Source organism: Marinobacter sp. UBA2498 (genome assembly GCF_002341575.1).
In the GTDB taxonomy this organism is placed as follows: Bacteria; Pseudomonadota; Gammaproteobacteria; order Pseudomonadales; family Oleiphilaceae; genus Marinobacter; species Marinobacter manganoxydans.
The window spans coordinates 40,585-59,327 of the sequence record NZ_DDOI01000058.1 but is presented as its reverse complement, the minus strand read 5'-3'; the positions used below and the strand labels follow the sequence as shown (position 1 = coordinate 59,327).

The 18,743-nt window shown below is 56.3% G+C and carries 18 protein-coding genes and 1 pseudogene; 3 read left to right on the top strand and 16 right to left on the bottom strand.

The window, feature by feature from the left end:
- The 14 genes from B2W52_RS07110 to B2W52_RS07045 all read right to left on the bottom strand — a co-directional run.
- Positions 1–246: transporter substrate-binding domain-containing protein (locus B2W52_RS07110; protein WP_286802145.1), on the bottom strand; the 246-nt coding region annotated here is incomplete at its 3' end.
- Positions 247–463: 217 nt separating this feature from the next.
- The gene (gene nhaB / locus B2W52_RS07105; protein ID WP_053115500.1) at positions 464–1,969 is read right to left on the bottom strand and encodes a sodium/proton antiporter NhaB; all 1,506 of its coding nucleotides are present in this window, start codon (positions 1,967–1,969) and stop codon (positions 464–466) included.
- 340 nt (positions 1,970–2,309) lie between these two features.
- Entirely contained in the window at positions 2,310–4,463 is a 2,154-nt protein-coding gene (locus B2W52_RS07100; RefSeq protein ID WP_273072895.1) for a TonB-dependent siderophore receptor, read from the bottom strand.
- A gap of 106 nt (positions 4,464–4,569) precedes the next feature.
- A complete protein-coding gene (locus B2W52_RS07095; RefSeq protein ID WP_104270961.1) occupies positions 4,570–5,529 on the bottom strand; it encodes a helix-turn-helix transcriptional regulator in 960 nt (319 codons plus the stop codon).
- 56 nt (positions 5,530–5,585) lie between these two features.
- Positions 5,586–6,056, bottom strand: a complete 471-nt coding sequence (locus tag B2W52_RS07090) for a hypothetical protein (RefSeq protein WP_286802141.1) — start codon at positions 6,054–6,056, stop codon at positions 5,586–5,588.
- Between the two features lie 399 nt (positions 6,057–6,455).
- Entirely contained in the window at positions 6,456–7,415 is a 960-nt protein-coding gene (locus tag B2W52_RS07085; protein WP_273072898.1) for a DMT family transporter, read from the bottom strand.
- Between the two features lie 2 nt (positions 7,416–7,417).
- The gene (locus tag B2W52_RS07080) at positions 7,418–8,221 is read right to left on the bottom strand and encodes an ABC transporter permease (RefSeq protein ID WP_273072900.1); all 804 of its coding nucleotides are present in this window, start codon (positions 8,219–8,221) and stop codon (positions 7,418–7,420) included.
- Entirely contained in the window at positions 8,218–9,096 is an 879-nt protein-coding gene (locus tag B2W52_RS07075; RefSeq protein WP_273072902.1) for an ABC transporter ATP-binding protein, read from the bottom strand. The genes B2W52_RS07080 and B2W52_RS07075 overlap by 4 nt, the downstream gene beginning before the upstream one ends.
- Positions 9,097–9,157: 61 nt before the next feature.
- Complete coding sequence (locus B2W52_RS07070) at positions 9,158–10,153, bottom strand: ABC transporter substrate-binding protein (protein WP_273072903.1); 996 nt, start codon at positions 10,151–10,153, stop codon at positions 9,158–9,160.
- Between the two features lie 238 nt (positions 10,154–10,391).
- Positions 10,392–11,063 (bottom strand): NAD(P)H:quinone oxidoreductase, encoded by a 672-nt coding sequence (gene wrbA / locus B2W52_RS07065; protein ID WP_273072905.1) that lies wholly within the window; start codon positions 11,061–11,063, stop codon positions 10,392–10,394.
- Between the two features lie 12 nt (positions 11,064–11,075).
- Positions 11,076–11,540, bottom strand: coding sequence for a nucleoside deaminase (locus B2W52_RS07060; RefSeq protein ID WP_273072975.1), 465 nt, complete (start codon positions 11,538–11,540; stop codon positions 11,076–11,078).
- A 69-nt stretch (positions 11,541–11,609) separates the two neighbouring features.
- A complete protein-coding gene (locus B2W52_RS07055) occupies positions 11,610–12,392 on the bottom strand; it encodes an ABC transporter permease (RefSeq protein WP_273072907.1) in 783 nt (260 codons plus the stop codon).
- A complete protein-coding gene (locus B2W52_RS07050) occupies positions 12,376–13,161 on the bottom strand; it encodes an ABC transporter ATP-binding protein (protein ID WP_273072908.1) in 786 nt (261 codons plus the stop codon). The genes B2W52_RS07055 and B2W52_RS07050 overlap by 17 nt, the downstream gene beginning before the upstream one ends.
- 2 nt (positions 13,162–13,163) lie before the next feature.
- Positions 13,164–14,168 carry an ABC transporter substrate-binding protein gene (locus tag B2W52_RS07045; RefSeq protein ID WP_273072910.1) on the bottom strand — a complete coding sequence of 335 codons (1,005 nt, stop codon included), beginning with the start codon at positions 14,166–14,168 and terminating at the stop codon, positions 13,164–13,166.
- A gap of 423 nt (positions 14,169–14,591) precedes the next feature.
- Between B2W52_RS07045 and B2W52_RS07040 the strand changes: the two genes are divergently transcribed.
- Positions 14,592–15,557, top strand: coding sequence for an isopenicillin N synthase family dioxygenase (locus B2W52_RS07040; protein WP_273072912.1), 966 nt, complete (start codon positions 14,592–14,594; stop codon positions 15,555–15,557).
- Positions 15,550–16,305, top strand: a complete 756-nt coding sequence (locus B2W52_RS07035; RefSeq protein WP_273072915.1) for an alpha/beta fold hydrolase — start codon at positions 15,550–15,552, stop codon at positions 16,303–16,305. The genes B2W52_RS07040 and B2W52_RS07035 overlap by 8 nt, the downstream gene beginning before the upstream one ends.
- Positions 16,306–16,359: 54 nt before the next feature.
- Here the strand turns inward: B2W52_RS07035 and B2W52_RS07030 are convergent, their stop codons facing one another.
- Positions 16,360–17,346, bottom strand: coding sequence for an ABC transporter substrate-binding protein (locus B2W52_RS07030; RefSeq protein ID WP_273072916.1), 987 nt, complete (start codon positions 17,344–17,346; stop codon positions 16,360–16,362).
- A gap of 9 nt (positions 17,347–17,355) precedes the next feature.
- Positions 17,356–18,315, bottom strand: a complete 960-nt coding sequence (locus B2W52_RS07025) for an isopenicillin N synthase family dioxygenase (protein WP_273072918.1) — start codon at positions 18,313–18,315, stop codon at positions 17,356–17,358.
- A gap of 235 nt (positions 18,316–18,550) precedes the next feature.
- Here B2W52_RS07025 and B2W52_RS07020 point away from each other — a divergent pair.
- A pseudogene (locus B2W52_RS07020) lies at positions 18,551–18,743 on the top strand (8-oxoguanine deaminase); the annotation flags it as partial.

The following is an 18,743-nucleotide window of genomic DNA, read 5'->3' as shown; positions in this document are numbered from 1 at the left end:
CCAGGTCTCAAGAACTTCACCGTTAAGGGCAGGAACGTTGGCCGAACCTGGCCAAACGTCAATTCTACCGTTGCGCAGATACAGGTATACCCGGCTGATGGGCAAGAAGAGAAATTCCGGCTCGTAACCCGCTTCCACAGCGATCTTCCGGGTAAGCTCTATAAAGCTGCCAGCAGGGCGGCCATCGCTGGCCTGATAGGTAATGGGGGGAAACTCCACATAGGCAATGCGCAGAGTCTTGTTCACGGATTCCGAAGCGCCAAGGGAGGCGGACGTAAATAATAAACCTACCAGCAATATCCAAAGCCGGACAACGGTCAAATGCATGGCTTCAGAGAGTCGGGAAGAATGGACCGGGCAGTTTCTGGGCATGGAATCCGTATTGTTCGGGTCTGTTTAGCCAAAGATTAACAGACCCGGAAAGATCTGCACTGACACCGCCCGCAAAAATCCGAACATAATGTCAAATATGGTTGATAACCATGTACAGACCAACACCGCCCATTACCAGCATGTAGGGAAACGCCATCACCACCATCTTGCCGTAGGACAGCCGAACCAGCGGCGCTATGGCAGACGTCAGCAGGAACAGGAAAGCCGCCTGGCCATTGGGAGTCGCAACGCTGGGAAGGTTGGTACCTGTGTTGATGGCAACTGCCAACTTCTGGAAATGCTCGTAGCTGATGGCCCCTGCATCCAGAGCCTGTTTGACTTCGCTGATATAAACAGTCGCTACGAAGACGTTATCGCTGATCATTGAGAGCACGCCGTTGGCAATGAAGAACATGCCAGGCTGCCGGGCTTCCGGAAGCGACAGCACGTAATCAATAATCGGCTTGAACAGGTGCTGTTCGTGGATCACCGCAACCACCGCGAAAAACACCACCAGCAGCGAGGTAAACGGCAGGGATTCCTGGAAGGCCTTGCCAATTTGATGCTCGTCGGTAACGCCGGTAAAGGAGGTAATCAGGATGATGACCAGCAGGCCAATCAGGCCGACCTCGGCGAGATGGAAAGCGAGGCCCACCACCAGGATCGCGGCGGCAAAGGCTTGTACCCAGAGAGCCGCCTGATCAGCCTTGGTCCGCTTGGTCCGCTCGTTCTCCGCAAATTCTTCCAGCACCTGACGCACAGGCTTGGGCAAACGCCCGCCGTAGCCAAACCAACGCAGCTTCTCCAGGGCCCAGCAGGTAAATAAACCAGCCGCCAATACCGGCAAACTCACTGGCGCCATGTGCAGGAAGAAACCGGCAAAGTCCCAACCCACGACTTTGGCAATCAACAGATTCTGGGGCTCACCTACCATGGTGGCAACGCCGCCCAACGCGGTACCGATAGCACCATGCATCAAAAGGCTGCGCAAGAACGCCCGGAAATTTTCCAGATCTTCACGGTGCAGCTCGATTACTTCGTCATCGCTGCCCGCGTTGTGGTCCTTGTGCTGGTAGCCCTTGCCGGAGGCCACCTTGTGGTAAACCGCGTAAAACCCGACCGCCACGCTAATAATAACCGCGGTAACCGTCAGTGCATCGAGGAAGGCCGAAAGCAGTGCTGCTGCGCTACAGAACAGCAACGATAACGCCGACTTGGAACGCACACCCACCAGAATCTGGGTGAACGTCACCAGCAGCAGTTCCTTCATGAAGTAGATGCCCGCCACCATGAACATCAGCAGCAGGATCACCGGGAAGTTGGTTAGCACTTCCAGATACACTGCATCCGGCGTGGTCAGGCCAATCAGCAATGCCTCTACCGCCAGCAGGCCACCCGGCAGAAGCGGGTAACATTTCAGGGCCATGGCAAGAGTAAAAATAAACTCTGCGATCAGAAGCCAGCCGGCCGTTCCGGGCCCCAGGGTCCACATGACAATCGGGTTGGCGACAAGAAACAGCAGGATCACCTGCTTGTACCAGACGGGCGCCTTGCCAAGGAAGTTGTGGGTAAAGCCGGAGATAACGGTATTGGGCATTACGGAAATCTTCTGAGAAAACGGGTTATTGGTATTGTGTGCCAGCAGGCCCGCATCTTCCTTGATATTTGCGTACCGGGGTATGGGCCAAAGGTACAAAATGAAGACCGATTTTGGTCTTACTAACAAGCAAATGGGGAATGGGCGCTGATCAACACAGATATCTTCGTAGTATTACTTGATCAACAAAGATGTAGCGCGCGTATTTTAACCGATTTGCGTGGCTGTGAGGTCGCTTTGTGAAAAAAATACACAAATGTTCTGGGGGAAGGACACTGATAGGGTCTGTTGAGAAAATGGGTCGGAGCCGGCGCGTCCCTGCGCCGGGAGGATAATGCAATCAGAACCGGTAAGTAACGGAACCGGTCACTTCACGACGGGTGCCATACGTACCGGAGCTGTCGAAAGCCGTTGCTACATACTGTTCGTCCAGCAGGTTCTGGGCATGCAGCCCCAGCGACACCTGGCCAATGTCGTAGGTAATCGCAGCATCCACCAGGGTGACATCCGGTACTTCCAGGGCAGAATTATCCGCATTGAACGCCGCGCCAAAACTCTCGCCGATGTAACGCACGCCGGCACCCAGCCCCAGGCCATGCAGCATGCCGCCCCGGAAGCTGTATTTTCCCCACAAGGCCGCTTCATGTTCCGGTGTGTATTCCAGCGGCTCGCCCTCTTCCACCGGATTGCTGGCTTTGGTGATCTCGGCGTCGGTATAGCTATAGCTGGCGATCACATCCAGCGCATGGAACAGACGGGTGCGCGCTTCCATCTCAAGGCCCTGTGAGTTGGCCTCGCCCTTCTGCTCATTGGCGAAGGTCGATGGGTTGGTGGTCAGGTAGTCTTCCCGGGTCAGGTCGAACCAGGCCAGTGTCACCAGCGTGTCCGTATTGGGCTGGTACTTTACGCCCACCTCATATTGGTGTGCGGTTTCGGGCTCGAACGGGTTGCCGGCCGCATCGGTACCTGTGGTGGGGAGAAACGACTCCATGTAGCTCACATAAGGGGCAAAGCCATTCGCGAACTGGTAACTGGCACCGGCACGACCAGTGAAGGCCTCGTCTTCCCGGCTAGCTGTGGCGCCGGTGAGATTATTGAGTGTCTCGGAACGGGCCACGTCATACCGGCCGCCAAGGGAAACCGTCCAACGGTCTACCCGGATCTGATCCTGAAGGTAAATGCCGGTCTGTTTGAGTTGTCCGTCCTCGTCTTTAAACAACGGGGCATCAGGGACAGGCGCCCCATAGACAGGATCATAGATGTCCAGGTTACTGGCGGCCCCAAAGAACTGCCGGGATGACACATCGATATCCTGATGGTCCAGGCCGACCAATACCGTGTGCTCTGCCGCGCCCGCCTGAGCGGTCAACTGCAGCTGGTTATCCATGACCAGTCCGTCAATGCGACCGAAACTGTCAAAGCGCGACCGGGTAATGGTTCTCTGATCCGCCAGCAAACCGGTGGTGTAGATGGTCTGGTCGTCAACATCGTTACGGTAGTCCCGGACATTCTGACGCAGAACTATCTGGTCATTGATGCGGTGCTCAAACTCGTAACCAATGGCACTCTCGCGACGCTCATAGGCATCGTACCCTGGCTCGCCGGTAAACCGGTCGTCAGGAATCGGGCCATTCGGATTTGGCTCCAACGTGCCCTGCAACGGGTAACGTTGAGATGGCTGGGTATCGTCGTACTGCCAGTGCGCCAATACCGTCAGTCGGGTGGCGTCCGTGGGCTGCCAGGTCAGGCTGGGGGCCAGGTACTTTCGGTCGTCGTTGACAAAATCCACCTGGGTTTCGCTGTCGCGAACCAGGCCCACCAGGCGAACCGCGAGGGTATCACTGTCGTTCACCGCCCCACTGATATCAAAATGGCCCTGGACCAGATCGTTGGTACCAGCCTCAACGCGCACTTCTCGACGGGTGTCGAAAGTAGGACGTTTGGACACATAGTTCACCAACCCACCCGGGCCCGCTTGTCCGTACAGAACGGAAGAAGGCCCCTTGAGCACATCAATGCGCTCGGCGCCATAGGGCTCCAGGCTGTAACCGGCGGCAAAGCCGGGGTTCGCCAGTTTCAGGTTGTCACGAAACAAGCCACTGGTGGCCACATCGAAGCCGCGTATTCTCAGAAACGTGGTGCGCGGCTCGAAACCAAAGGTCTCGCCTCGGGCGCCGGCTGTATAACGCAGAACTTCGCCCAGGTTGGCCGCGTTCTGGTCCTCGATCTGATCCGCTGTGACTGTGGAAATGGACTGGGGCGTTTCAACCACGTTGGTGGTTGTTTTCGTGCCGGTAACGGTCGCCTCTGCGGTGTAGCCATCACTCGGTGCGGTGCCGCTCGGTTCGGCGGCATCTGCCGATACTTCAATGGCATCCAGCTCGGTAATATTCGCTTCCTGCGCGTACAGTATCGGGCTTGCCAGAACCCCGGCTATGGCCAAGGCCAGGCCGGACGGGAGTAAGTACTGGCGATTATCACGTAACGAATTCATTGATCAGCTCCAAACAACGCGCTTTACAAGTTTAAGTGTAATGCGAATTATTGTCGTTTAGATCCGAGCTTTGGTATTCCAGAAGCCAAAAAACCTATGCGCAATGCTATTTCTTGTGATTGGCCGCCCGTTGTCGGGGAGAAAAGCCGAACTCTCGGCGAAACGCCGTCGAAAAATTGGTCGCGTGGGTGTAACCCACCCTGTTCGCGCTCTGTTCAACACTGAAGCCTTGCTCCAGATAATGCTTTGCCAACCGAAGTCGGCATTTTCTGAGATAGTCGAACACCGGCACGCCGTACATCGCCCGGAATTTCGCTCGCAAGCCGCTTGGGCTCATGGCAGCCATCTGTGCGAGGTCCTTTAGGGTGTGGTCATGGTCCGGGGTGAACTCCAGATGCTGCCTTACGAGCTCAAGTCGCTGACGTTGCTGGACCGGAACCACCGGAGCATCCGGGGATTCATGCTCGTCGCCTGCCAGACCCAATCCGGCAAGCTGCAGCGCGAGGCCCTCCAAAACCAGGCTTTTCTGGGCGACGGTCATCGTGAGGCGTGCATGGGTCCGCAGCAACTCCTCGAACGGGTGGGGCACACTCCATTGACGCAGGGGAACCCTGGGAAGAATGGTCAGGTCTTGTAAGCTGGAGGAGACGTGGTCCAATGTTGCGCCGCGTGGGTCGAAAGCGAGTGCCACAATTTGCAGATGCTCTTGCTCAGGCTGGTGCGCCCGTAACGGATAGTCCGGGTGCAGCTGCATGCTGACAGCATTACCCGATGACAGAACGTGTTCGACCGACCCGAGGGTAAGCTCAACGGTGCCATCCAGAACGACCAGCACAAGCAACGGCGCATGACCAGAAGAGACTGATTCATACGCCTGGAGCACCTGAAGCGAAGAAAACGTAAACCGAAAACCCGAAGCCAGGCTGTACTCGGCAATCTCACCCCGGGCAACGATACGGTCATCACTTCCGGTGTCGCCCTGGATGGCCGGAAACCGAAATTCTATGTCGTAAAGCTGCCCGAAACGTTCGAAATCTGCCTGACTGAATGTGTGCAACCTGCCCACTCCACGCCTATCCAACCTGGTCTGCTAACTGTGCCTGTGTTTGTCCGGTTACGAGGTCAATGGAGCGTCCGTACCATAGTTGCCCGTTTTGGTGGAACGAAAGGTAAGGAGGGCCAGTTCAGGTAGTCAGCAAAAAAGTCTGCGTGCCGTGAAGGATCTATAAGCACAGAAACGCAGTCGTGGATATCACAGCAACCGTCGATGGGGGCGGCATGGTCCGGGTGCTGAAGGCTCTCCAGTGCCCGGAGAATCACCGCGTCCATACCGGCCCGCTCACCGCGATCGGAAAGGGCCCGGGAGACCAGTATGGCTGAGAGAGTCAGTTCGATGTGCATGCAGGATTCATCCCGCGGCCCGTGCAGGCAAGCAAGATCGAAGGCGCTGCCAGCCAGCGAGATAACATCCCGCCACTGCCCCTGCTCACTGCAGTCGTGGGCATTCTCCATCCAGAACAGCCAGAGGTCTTTGCGTTCTTCCAGCGGCAGGTCCGAAAACTGTTGGCGGTGATTGGGACACAGAAATTCCATGACGTTCTCCTTGTTTATTCACGATAATGATAATAATTATCATTATCGAAAAATACAAGAAAACGTTTATTCTGTGATCAACTGTCGAAGGCCATTAAAGTTTGATAAGAGTTGACTGCATTTTCGCGCGCATTCAGCGCACAGCTGATTTTAAAGTTTGATATTTTTCAAACCAAAAAAACATCCGCTCAACTTCAAAGGCCACATTAAAGTTTGATATTTTTCGTGCTGTGGTTCCGGTCCCTGCAATTCAAAGCTCGGTGAACCGCCTCGTCACTTTAGATAGGTTAACCCCCCTTTGAGACAGCTCGGCAAATTGCCCTCCGGAGGTCATCAATTCAAATCCTATCGGGCGAGCCGTTTTTCCAAAGGCTTGCGTAAAAACGCAGGCCTTTTTCGTTAAATGCCATTTCGATAAGCGATACTCCGAGCGCGCTTTACCTGACGCCGATCTGCTAGCCCGACAGCCAGAATCCCTAGTCCAATCAAACAGAACCCGAAGATATCCGAGCCACTCGGCTGTTCATTCAGGATAACAGCAGATGAGAGCAGACCTACCGCCGGAACCGCAGCAGAACTCAGAGACATGGTCACCGCCGGCAGGGAGCGGATGGCGCCCACCTGAGCCGCAACACAAAGCCCCGAAGCAATGGCACCACTAAAGAAGATGTTCACCAGGAAAGCCGGCTCCCATCGGATCGTGGCAGCATCTTCCAGTAACAGAGCCAAGGGCACCAATAGCAGCACTGACGACAGAAGTTGCCAGGGTATCAAAGACAGCACATCCCCGCGCCACTGATGCCGACGAACATGAACCAGTCCTGCCGTCCAGACCATCGTCGCGAGAACAATTAACCCGCCTCCAGTCACCATTCCCTCAGCGTGCCAGTCGACGGTCAGTGGGTTGAATATGGCCAGCAGTCCAGCGAGCCCCAGCCCGGTACCCAATGCCCTGAACAGGGTCAAGCGCTCCCCGAGGAACAGGGCAGCTGCCGGCACAACCCAGATCGGCGAGGTATAGGCCAGAATTGCCGCCCGACCGGCCGGCATATACTGCATGCCAAAGGTCACCAGGGTGATAAACCCCATGTTCTGAAGAATGCCGACGGAAAAAACCACCGGCATGTCCGCCCGGTGTGGTACCCGGAGGATACCCATCAAGCGGGCAATCAGGAACATGGTGAGGGTGCCCAGGATCATCCGTAACGTCGTGTACAGCAGCGGTGAACTGTAAGCCAGGCCCATCTTCATGATGGGGAAGTTAATTCCCCAGGTCAGTGCGGTGAAGGCCACCAACAGGTACCCGTTGCGCCAGGCGTAGCCGGCACCGGTTGTTAGTACCGGGGCGGAATGCGACATGGTCAGTGCTCAACCTTCAGCGCACTCTCATGCCAGTTGCGCAGGGCGCGGTCGGACATCCAGACCATCAGTGCGAACAACAGGATTCCTGTTACGGTGATCAGAATCAGTGCCGCAAACATTTTGGGAATCTGCAGGTTGTAGCCAGATTGCAGAATCATATAGGCCAGGCCGGCCTTGGCGCCCCCGGTACCAGCAACAAACTCGGCCACCACCGCGCCGATCAGAGCCAGACCGGAACTGATACGCAAGCCCCCGAAGAAATACGGCAGGGCGCTCGGAATACGCAGACGCACCAGTTCCTGCCAGCGGCTGGTACGGTACATCCGGAACATACTCAGCAGGTTCGGATCAACACTGCGCAACCCCAGCGTGGTGTTGGAGATGATCGGAAAAATCGCAACGATCACCGCGCAGATGGTCAGAGCCCAGGTGGTGTCGTTCACCCAGATGATGATCAGTGGCGCAATCGCCACAATCGGTGTTACCTGCATCAGTACCGCATAGGGAAACAGGCTGATCTCGATCCATTTGCTTTGCACAAACAGCAACGAGGCCGCCACCCCCATGACTACCGCAATGACGAAAGCCAGGAAGGTTACCTTCAGGGTCATCAACAAAGCGTTAAACAACGGACTGAAATCAGAGACCAGTGACTGCCCGATATCCACGGGGCTGGGCACAATGTATTTTGGGACATCAAACGCCACCACCGTCAATTGCCACATCAACAGTACCAGTACCCCCACAAGCAGAGGGGCAGCAATCTGAACAAAACGCTCATTCTGTATCAATGGTGTTTTCATGAGTCATTCCCCTCTTTGTTTTCCCCCATGGCACTGGCTCGTTCCAGGGCCTGTGACACCTGCCGGCAATACCCGGCAAATTCGGTGGATACCCGAAAATCAGGGGCGCGCGGGTAAGGCTCTTCAATCTCGATGTCATCCACGATCCGTCCGGGGCGTGCCGCCATAACGACCACCCGGCTGGACAGATACACCGCCTCGTAAACACTGTGAGTCACAAAGACAATGGTCCAGCCCTTTTCTCGCCAGAGCTTCAGAACATCGTCATTCAGTTTGTTACGAGTCATCTCATCGAGGGCACCGAAAGGCTCATCCATCAACAGCAGGTTGGGTTCGGTCACCATGGCCCGGGCGATGGATGCTCGCATTTGCATACCGCCGGAAAGTTCCCTCGGGAAGCTCTCATCGAACCCCTTCAGACCCACCATATCCAGGGCGTCATCAATTCTTTTCTCGACGTCCGGTCCGTTGCCAGCGTGTTCCAGATCCAGCGGCAGACGAATATTCTTTCGCACCCGGGCCCAGGGCATCAGCGTGGCATTCTGAAACACGAAGGCCAGTTTCCGACCCTTACTACCGACCACCCCGTAATCCTGCTCCCACCATTTCACCGTGCCGGTGGTTACTTCCCCCAGACCAGCCATAATCCGGAGCAAAGTACTTTTGCCACAGCCAGACGGCCCCAGAAGACTGACGAATTCACCCTGCTTTATGGTCAGATCGGCTCGTTTAAGAGCGACCGTGCCATTGCCATAGATCTTGTCGACCCCGTCCACTTGAAGGACCGGTCGGCCCGCGGCGAATGTCTCCGCCACGGGGGCATCAACATCCGGTTCCCGGCCCGGATTCAGGAGTGTCACTTTATTTGCTGTCATACGGATATCTCCAGGGCCGGTCGAGAGAATGGCCGACCTGCATCAGGATTGGGTTCGATGCTTACGGCAACACCGGCTCTTCGGGCAGAAACTCCAGGGTGTAAACCTTGCTGAGATCAAGGTCTGCCGACGCAAGACCTGCGCTGACCATGAAATCCTTGATTTTCATCCAACGCTCCTCGGTCATTACACCAATACCCAGCGAGCCGGCGTCGCCGCCGGTAACCAGCTCATACTCCTTCATCTTTTCGATGCCATAGGCAATCTGCTCCGGCGTCATCTCGGGGTTTTCCTGCATTATGAGCTTGTTGCCGGGCTCCGGGTTCTCCAGGTAGCTTTGCCAGCCTTCCATGCTTGCCTGTACAAACCGTTTGACCACGTCTGGCCGCTCTTCAATCATGTCGGTTGTGGTTTCAATGGTGGTGGCATAAGGAGGGTAACCGTAGTCCGACAACAGGAAGACGTTCGGTTCAATTCCCCCTTTCTGGATTGCGAAAGGCTCAGAAGACAGGTAGCCCTGCTGAACAATGTTTTCATCGGTCAGGAACGGCGCAACACTGAAGGTATAGGCGTGCACAACATCGTCTTCGAACCCGTATTCCGCCTTCAGCCATGGCCAGAAGGTGGAATGGGCATGAGTCGCCAGGTATACCGGCAGCCCCTCTTCCTTGATCTGTTCAATGGATTCAACGTGGGGATGCGCCACCAGAGACTGGGGGTCACCCTGCATGGAGGCAGCGACGGTCATAACAGGCAGCCCCTTCTCAACGGCATTGATGTTGCCGATGGGATACCCCATGAGCAGGTCATAGCGGCCGGTTACCAGTAACTGGGTTCCGTTTACCTGCGGGCCACCCATCCGGATCTCCACATCTAGCCCGTGCTCCTTGTAAAGGCCTGTTGCCAGTGCTTGATAAAAGCCACCGTGCTCAGCCTGGGCATACCAGTTGGTTCCAAACACAACCTTGTCCAACTCGTCCGCAGATACCGGCGAAAAGGCGACCAGGCCGGCCATCATGATCGAACCACCCAGAACGGTGCTCAGCTTCATCTTCATGGATACTCTCCTGATTCAGGCGGTTTACGCCTCTTTTAATTGACCAACTGTTCAGGTTTTATATAGCAACCTGTATGCCACTTAGAAAATTAGTTTTTATATATATTTAACAGTGCATTAGCCGTCAAAACGAACAATAAAACGCACCAGTTTGAAACAAACTCTGGCCAACTGCTCTACTTTTGAACAAGCAAAAAAAACCGCCCGAAGGCGGCGAAAGGACTACACAACGTCACGCTTACACTTTTCCTGCGACTTGGGTGGAATAGGCCGCAAGTTCAACCGACGATGGCTCGGGTATTACCCAGCCTGACAGTCTCGCCACCCTTGCTCCTAATGCGCGGGCAATGGCGAGTTCATTGTCATCAACTCCACGGGTTCCATCGAATCCAGTGACCGTGGTCGCCCCGTAGGGTGAGCCTCCTTTTTCGGTCCGCACCAGTTCCGGAACACTGTGGGGAACACCGGCCAACACCATCCCATGCTGCATAAAGGGCAATAACAAGGAGAGCAAGGTCATTTCGTTTCCAGAATGCATGCCTCCCGTGGAAGTAAACGCGGCCCCGACTTTGCCAATCAACGCACCTTGCCGCCAAAGTGGCGCCACTTCGTCGATAAAAGCTCTGAGCGGTGTACTCATCAATCCATATCGGGTGGGAGAACCCCAGACAATACCCGTTGCCCAGTCAAGATCATCGGCAGTGGCTCTGGGCAGCTCACGGAATTCGGCCTGGGCCGCGATAAAATCAGCCCGCTCCGAATCCACGCTGAACTCAGGCTCATCAATCGCCACCCGACAAAGACGAACTTCGGCACCTTCCGACGCCGCGCCTGACGTCACTGCCCGGGCGAGCGCCAGAGTGCTGCCGTACCTGGAATCAACAACCACGGTGACCCTACTTGCTGTCATGGCGCCCCCCCTTCATCGTCCGTGCTTCTGCCAGAATATTTCATGCACTTTAGCGGCGGCGTCCTCCAGGACCGGCCCGATCACCTCGACCTCGCGCTGTCCAGATTCAAATACCTGCCGGCAGGGCAGATCCAGCGTCGGATTTTCGGGATGGTTGCCGGTAATGTTCTTCAGCCGGTGCTCGCTGAGCCCGTAGACAACTCGCCCCAAACCGGCCCAATAGGCCGAACCAGCACACATGCAACAGGGCTCGGCGGATACATACATGGTGCAACCGGCCAGAAAGTCTGGACGCCAGGCCTTGCTGGCCCGGGTCATCAGAACCCGCTCGGCATGACCTGTCATATCTTGATCTGGCAAATAGGCGTTGCCTTGCTCCATCAGGATGTTCCCGTCTCCATCCACCAACAGCGCAGCAAATGGGTGCACACCCTCCTCTGCCAACGTGTCGGCCATTGCAAGCACGTGATGCATCATTGCCAGGTCGACATCATTCAATGAGTCCAACTCAGACATATCGTTTACCTCGTACGGGCCCGCCAGGCTTTACTTTTTGGGCAGGCTCCAGGGGAAGAATATCTGCTGCGTCCACTGAACCGACTTGAACAACAGCAAGCTGACCACCGCCAAGAAGAAGAGCCCGGCGAATGCCTGCGGAATTCGAAAAAACGACGTCGAAAACTGGATGAAGTAGCCCAATCCCGCTTCGGCGGCCACGAACTCCGCAACCACGGCCCCGATAATGGCCAGGGTGATGGCCACACGCAGGCCGCTAAAAATGTGGGGAACCGCATAAGGAATACGGATCTGCCAGGTTTCCCGACGCAGCGGAGCATCCAGCGAGCGGCTGAATTCAACCAATTCCTCGGGCGTTTCATTGATCCCGGTAGCCGTCGAGACCACCAGCGGGAAGAAGGTCAGCAGAGAGGTAATCAACACCCGTGACGGGTCGTCGGAACCCATCAGTACGATAATCAGCGGCGCCACCGCCACCACGGGAGTGGACTGGATGACGACCAGCAAAGGGAAAAGGGTGCGGGTCAGCAGCTCCGATCGCATCATGGCAATGGCCATTGGAATTGCCACCAGGATGGACACCGCAAAGCCCATCAACGCCACCCGCAGGGTCGCCCACAGATGGGTGAACCAGCGGGTCATCTCGACATTGAAAAATGCCTCGACGATGGCAGATGGGGCCGGTAGCACATAGGCCGGCAGCGAGAATCCCTGACAGACCAATTCCCACAACAGGATCAGCACCACAAAGAACAACCAGGGCGCCGCCGTCAACAAGGAGCGACCTGCTCTACCTTCAAGCTTCAGGCTCATAGATATGCTTCCTCAGACGCTCAGTCAACTGGCCGAACCTGGGGTCGGATATAGTATGGGTAGTGCGTGGCCGGGGCAGATCTACATCCACCATCTCCAGCACGGTACCGGGCCGCTTGCTCATGACCAGCACCCGATCTGCCAGCAGCACGGCTTCGGCAATGGAATGGGTAATGAACAGTACGGTCTTGGGGTTTTCTTGCCAGATCTTCAGCAAGTCGAATCCGATCTGTTCCCGGGTCATCGCATCAAGGGCCGAGAAAGGCTCGTCCATTAGAAGGATATCCGGGTTCAACAACAACGCGCGGACAATGCCGACCCGCTGCTGCATGCCGCCGGACAGCTCGTCCGGCATTTTGTTAGCAAAACTTTCCAGACCCGCCATGGCCAACAGCTCGTCAGCACGCTTCTCATCGTCTCGACCATAGCGGCCGAACTTGTGCTTGAGCGGGAAAAGCACGTTCTTGCGAACGGTCAGCCAGGGCAGCAGCGTTGGTTTCTGAAACACGATACCGACGTCGTCCCGGGGTCCGGAGACCTGCTTGCCAAATACCGATACCTCACCCTCACTGGGGGTCAGCAGCCCGGCAATCATCCGCAGCAAGGTAGACTTTCCGCAGCCGGAAGGCCCTACCACCGCCACGAATTCGTGGCGACGGATGTCCAGGTCGATACCGGTGACCGCAGGCGGGATCGCCGGGTTCGGATCGAAGCGGTGCCCGACTCCGGAGAGTCGCACAAACGAACGATTAGTCGCAGGCTCGGTCACGCTTACAACGCCTCAAACAGGGTCCGGTCGATGATGACTTCCGGATCCAGAGCGTCACCTGCCAGCTTTTCGGCCTGCGCCACCCAATCCCAGGTCAGTGCCACACGTTTCTCGGTGAGGGCACCCAGGCCATCACGGTCGCTGACGTCATTCATGATCAGCTCCATGGTGTCGCCAATCTGGCCGGTCGCTACGTCCACATCCACTTCCGGCACCATGGTATTCAGAGCTTCTGCAGCCTTGCGCGGATGCTCGCTGGTGAACTTGAGCGACTTGTCGAAGGCCCGCAGGAAGCGCTTGGCCACATCCGGGCGTTCGCTCAGGAAGGTCTCACTGGCTACCACCGAAGCGGAGTAAAGCTCCAGGCCTGCATCCGACCAAGGCAGCACTACCAACTCATTACCGGTCGCCTTGGCCTGGTCTGCAAACAGGGCAATATTCGTGACCCAAGCGATAATCGCATCCGTTCCGCCGTTCATCAGCATGGGCCCAAGAGCTCCCGGGTCGGCCTTGGTCAGATTAACTGCGTCTTCCGCCATGCCGTTTTCTTTCAGCACCAGCGGCAGGAAGGCATTGGACGACGTGAATGGCGACGTTGCGACTTTCTTGCCATCCATATCCGTCATCTCACTGATGCCGCTGCTCTTAAGAGTAAAGAACGCGTGAGGCGCCTGGTTGAAAATGCTGTAGACGGCTTTAACCGGCAGGGAATTGTCCTGAGCCTTGGCGGCCATCAGAGCGCCAATATCCGCGCTGCCGATGTCGGCCTGGCCGGTGGCAATCTTGGTGATAGCGTCGGTGGAACCCCGACCACTGGCGATTTTGACTTCCAGGCCTTCTGCTTCAAAGAAACCCTCCTGTACACCAACGTAAACGGGAGACTTGTCCCCCCCTGGCAGCCAATCCAGCTGGTAGACGACTTTATCAGCCGCCAAGGCTGCCTGTGCCATCAATCCGCCAGCCAGCGAGGCCGCGATCAGAATCGAGCGTGTGAAACCTTTGTGCATGAGCATTCCCCTTCATGGTTATCGTTTGGAGCTTTATTGATCATTCGGTCAGGTTTTATTAATGATCTGCAAATGACAGGCCAGAAAAAATCTGCGACCGTATAAATTGAAATGAATTCCACCTTTACCACTGAAAACACTCTGATTTTCGGCTCCATACCGCGCAACGGTACGCCACCCAGATTACTCTCCAGGAAAAGCGAAACGGGCTATGACCAGGGCCTTTCCGCGCGCGAATCTGGTGCAGCAAATGGTGAAACGCCCTGAGATGAAGCCACCCCAGACATCCGCGCATCATGTCTGAAATCCCGAAAGCCTTAGTATTTCTCGCGATCCCCTCGATCACCGATATTTCCTGCCTGGCACGCTTTATGAATTACTGACCAAGTAGACAGATTTAGAGCTGAAACCCGGAGTCAAACCATGAACACCACGAATAAAACAGACGGTCCACTACCCATCATTGACCTGACGTTACTGGGTGGAACCGAGCAACAAAGGGAGGCGCTTGCGCTCTCGCTGGCCGAAGCCTGCCTCCATACAGGGTTCTTCTATATACGCGACCATGGCATCCCCCAGGCGCTGATCAACCAGGTTTTCCGGGAGTCACAGGCGCTCTTCAACCTGCCTGAGGAGCAGAAGCAGGCGATCCATAAGGCTAACTCCCGGGCGAATCGGGGCTATGAACCGATGAAAGGGCAGACTCTTGAGCCTGGCACGCCCCCAGACTTGAAAGAAGGTTTTTACATAGGCGAAGAACTGGACGACGCGGATCCTCGCGTTCAGGCGGGCCGATTCAATCAGGGCGCGAACCAATGGCCTGAAACACTGCCCAGTTTCCGGGACACCATGACGGAATACTTCAACGTCATGAACTCGCTTGGCGCGCGCATCATGGAGGCTCTGGCGCTATCACTGAATCTGAAACCCGGTTTCTTCGAGGAGTTCTGCCATCAACCGTTATCCACACTGAGGCTGCTGCACTACCCACCTCAACCCGCCAACCCGGCCCCAGGTGAGAAAGGTTGCGGGGCCCACACAGATTTTGGCGGCGTCACCGTCCTGCTGCTGGACGACAACCCCGGGCTTCAGGTGTGGGATGCCCGCAGTGAACGATGGATTGAAGCAAACCCCATACCCGGCACATTTGTGGTCAACCTGGGCGACATGATCGCCCGCTGGACCAATGATCGTTACCGATCCACGCTACACCGGGTGGTCAATTCGTCAGGCAAAGAACGATTCTCCGTACCGTTTTTCTTCAGCGGCAACCTAGACCACACCGTGACCTGCCTGCCCACATGCCTTTCCGAGGGTGAACAACCCCATTACCCACCAACAACGGTAGAGGCCCACCTGATGGAGATGTACCGGAGGACCTATGCCTGAGTCCATAATGACCGCCGTTCTGATCCATGGCGCTTGGGCCGGAGGCTGGGTATGGGAAGCCATCACGCCTTACCTCGAAGACCAGGGCTTCAGGGTCATGGCGCCCGACCTCCCTGGATGCGGAAAGCGCCTCGGCAACCCGGCAGAGGCATCCCTTGACCAGTGTGTTGCCGAACTGGAAGAAATGCTTCAGCAGGTCGAAGGTCCTCTGCTTCTCGTGGGACATTCCGGTGGCGGCGCCGTCGCCACCCAATTGGCGGAAGCCATCTCCGAGCGTGTCGTTGGTGTTGCCTTCCTGGCGGGCATGATGCTGCCTTCCGGAACAGGTTTTGGCGAAATCGTCAGAGACATGCTTGCGCAGCATCCGGAGGCCTCCGGAATCGGACCGTTTCTGACCTGGGAGGACGGCGGACGGGTTTCCAGGGTGCCGGCAGACGCCATACGCCAGATATTCCTGCAGGACGTCAGCGACTCCATCGCTGCCAAGGCCATACCCCGCTTCACATCCCAGGCCGAGCGCAGTCGGGCACTGGTCCCCCATTGGACCGAAGCCCGTTTTGGCAAGCTACCGAGGCTTTACATCGAGGCGAAGCAAGACCGCTCTGTCATTTTGCCGGTGCAACGGCGAATGCAGCAGCTGGTCCCGGGCACCACGGTCGTTTCGTTGGACACCGGTCACGTGCCCCAGGTCGCCGCTCCCGGCCCCGTTGCCGATGCGTTAGCAGAATTCGCCGCCAGCCAGATGTAAAAAAAGGACGGCCTATACGGTCGTCCTTTTGGTTCAAGGGATCGAATACCCGGTTCAGTCGGCGTAAACCGCCTGAACATAGGAAAGATTAAAAGCCTTTTCCCAGTCCAGATCATCTGGCAGTGTGCCTGCTTCAACCATATCCTCAAAGAAAGCCTGCCAGCGCTCACGGGTCATCATCCCGTAACGACCGCCCTCTGCAGCGCCGGACAAAAGAATACCTTCCTCCTGCATTTTCGCATGGCTATAGGCCAGCAATGCATCCTGCATTTCGGGATTGTCTTCCTTGATCAACGCATTTGCAGGCTCCGGATTCTCGAAATAGGCTTTCCAGCCCTCTGCGGTCGCGGCAACCATCTTCTGCGCAATTTCCGGATTCTCTTCGATCATTTCAGCCGTCGTATCCAGCGTTGCTGAATAGGCTTCCCATCCGTAGTTGGCGAGCAACAGGCTCTTGCCCTGAACGCCAGCCTGATCCAGGAAAAAGCCGTCATTGGTTACATAGCCCTGCTGAATCGTCTGCTCATTCTGGATGAACGGTGCGAAGCTGTAGTCGTAGGCCTGCAACTGGTCATCGGTGTAACCATATTCGGTTTTCAGCCACGGCCAGTAGGCGACGCGTCCGGCGGTCGGGACGCGCATCGGCTTGCCTTTCATCGCTTCCAGAGAGTCATTGCCAACACCTTCGTGGACCACTAGCGACTGAGGATCTTTCTGAAAGAACGCCGCAACCGTCACCAGCGGGATTCCCTGGTTGACGGCGTTGAACGACTGCAGAGCGTAGCCCATGATGAAGTCCACCGAGCCGCCCATGAGCAACTGGACATTGTTCACCTGGGGGCCACCCATCTTGATGGTGACATCCAGCCCGTGCTCCTCATAAATTCCCATCGCTTTAGCAGCGTAAATGCCGCCGTGCTCAGCCTGGGCGTACCAGGTTGTGGCGACAGTGACCGCGGTCAGTTCCTCTGCCTGAACAAAGCCGGCAGCAGCGCTGAGCGACAGGGTGAGGCCGGCCGCAAGGGTTTTCAGTTGTTTCATGGTAACTCCTCAGTTTTGGGCCTGGGCCCCGTAGGTGTTGGTGAGCTTTTCATTCAGGTGCTGCCCTGCCGAGATGGGTGCATAGATCGGGGGATTGCCGGCCGTGGCACAACTCTCGATGCAGGCTATTTCCGACGTCTTGTTGGGGTGACAGAAAAAGGCAATGGAGTAACGGTCCCGAGAACGGTGCTCTGGAGCCACATTGACCCGATGCGGTGTAGAGCAGAAGACATGGTTGGTCCAACGGTGCATCAGGTCACCGGTATTGACCACGACGGTGCCGGGTATCGGCGTCGCACGGATCCAATCTCCCGAACGGGTACAGACCTCAAGACCGCCAACATCATCCTGGAATAACAGGGTTATGCTGCCGTAGTCGGTATGAGCTCCGGCGCGGCTTTCACCGTTTTCCGGCTCAAATCCTGCAGGCAGTGGCGGGTAATGCAACAGCCGCAGGGTATGGTCGTGTTCGTTGTGGGCATCCTTGAAAAAATCCTCGGGTTGATCCAACGCCAGGGCGAAGGCTTCCAGAACCCGATCAGCGGTATGAATGCATTCCCCGAGGAACCTTGTCATGACGCTCTTGAAAAGGGGATGACCCTTGGGCCAGAGATTCTTGTGGCTGTCCAGACCCGGCCGTTCCGGCGCCAGGTTGAACGCCTCTTTCAAGTCACCCGGACGGGCGGGATCAAGCTTCTCCCGTTTAATGCCCACATAACCTCGATTACTCTCCGGGCTGAACCAGGCAACCCCTTGTTTCTCCTCCAGTGGCAGGTCAAAAAACGCCTTGGCACCGGAGAATGCCGCTTCCAGCTGCTCCGTTGGCATCCCGCAGCCAGACAGGTAAAAGAACCCCCAGTCCTGACTGGCCCGGCGCATCTGTTCCGCCACCACCTGGCGCTCTGCTCTGGTCCCGCTCCAAAACGGCCCGAAATCGATGACGGGTATTTCCTGGCTCTCATCCGGCATGCTTTCTCCTGCAGAACTTCTGATTTAGTTATCCAATTGGTCAGGTTATTTGCAACTGACGTGCCATAAAAAAAGCCCTTAACTCACCCTTATAGAGGTAATTAACCCTATCCACTGCATCAATTAAGTGCGCCCTGCTACTTTATTGACCATAAAGTCAGGCTTTTACCGCGGTGAGCAAGGCATTACTCTTGCATGACCTTCAGCACCCTTTACCAGCAAGAAGATTCCAGCAATGACAGACACCCTGTTACTGAAGAATGCCCAGGTCATCGCCACCATGGACGATGACAACAGAGAGATCGAAAATGGGTACATTCTGGTCCGCAATAACCGTGTTGAAGCGGTTGGTCCGACCGCCGACTGCCCCGACTCCGCAGACCGCACCATAGACCTGAAGGGCCACGTGGTGATCCCCGGCCTGATCA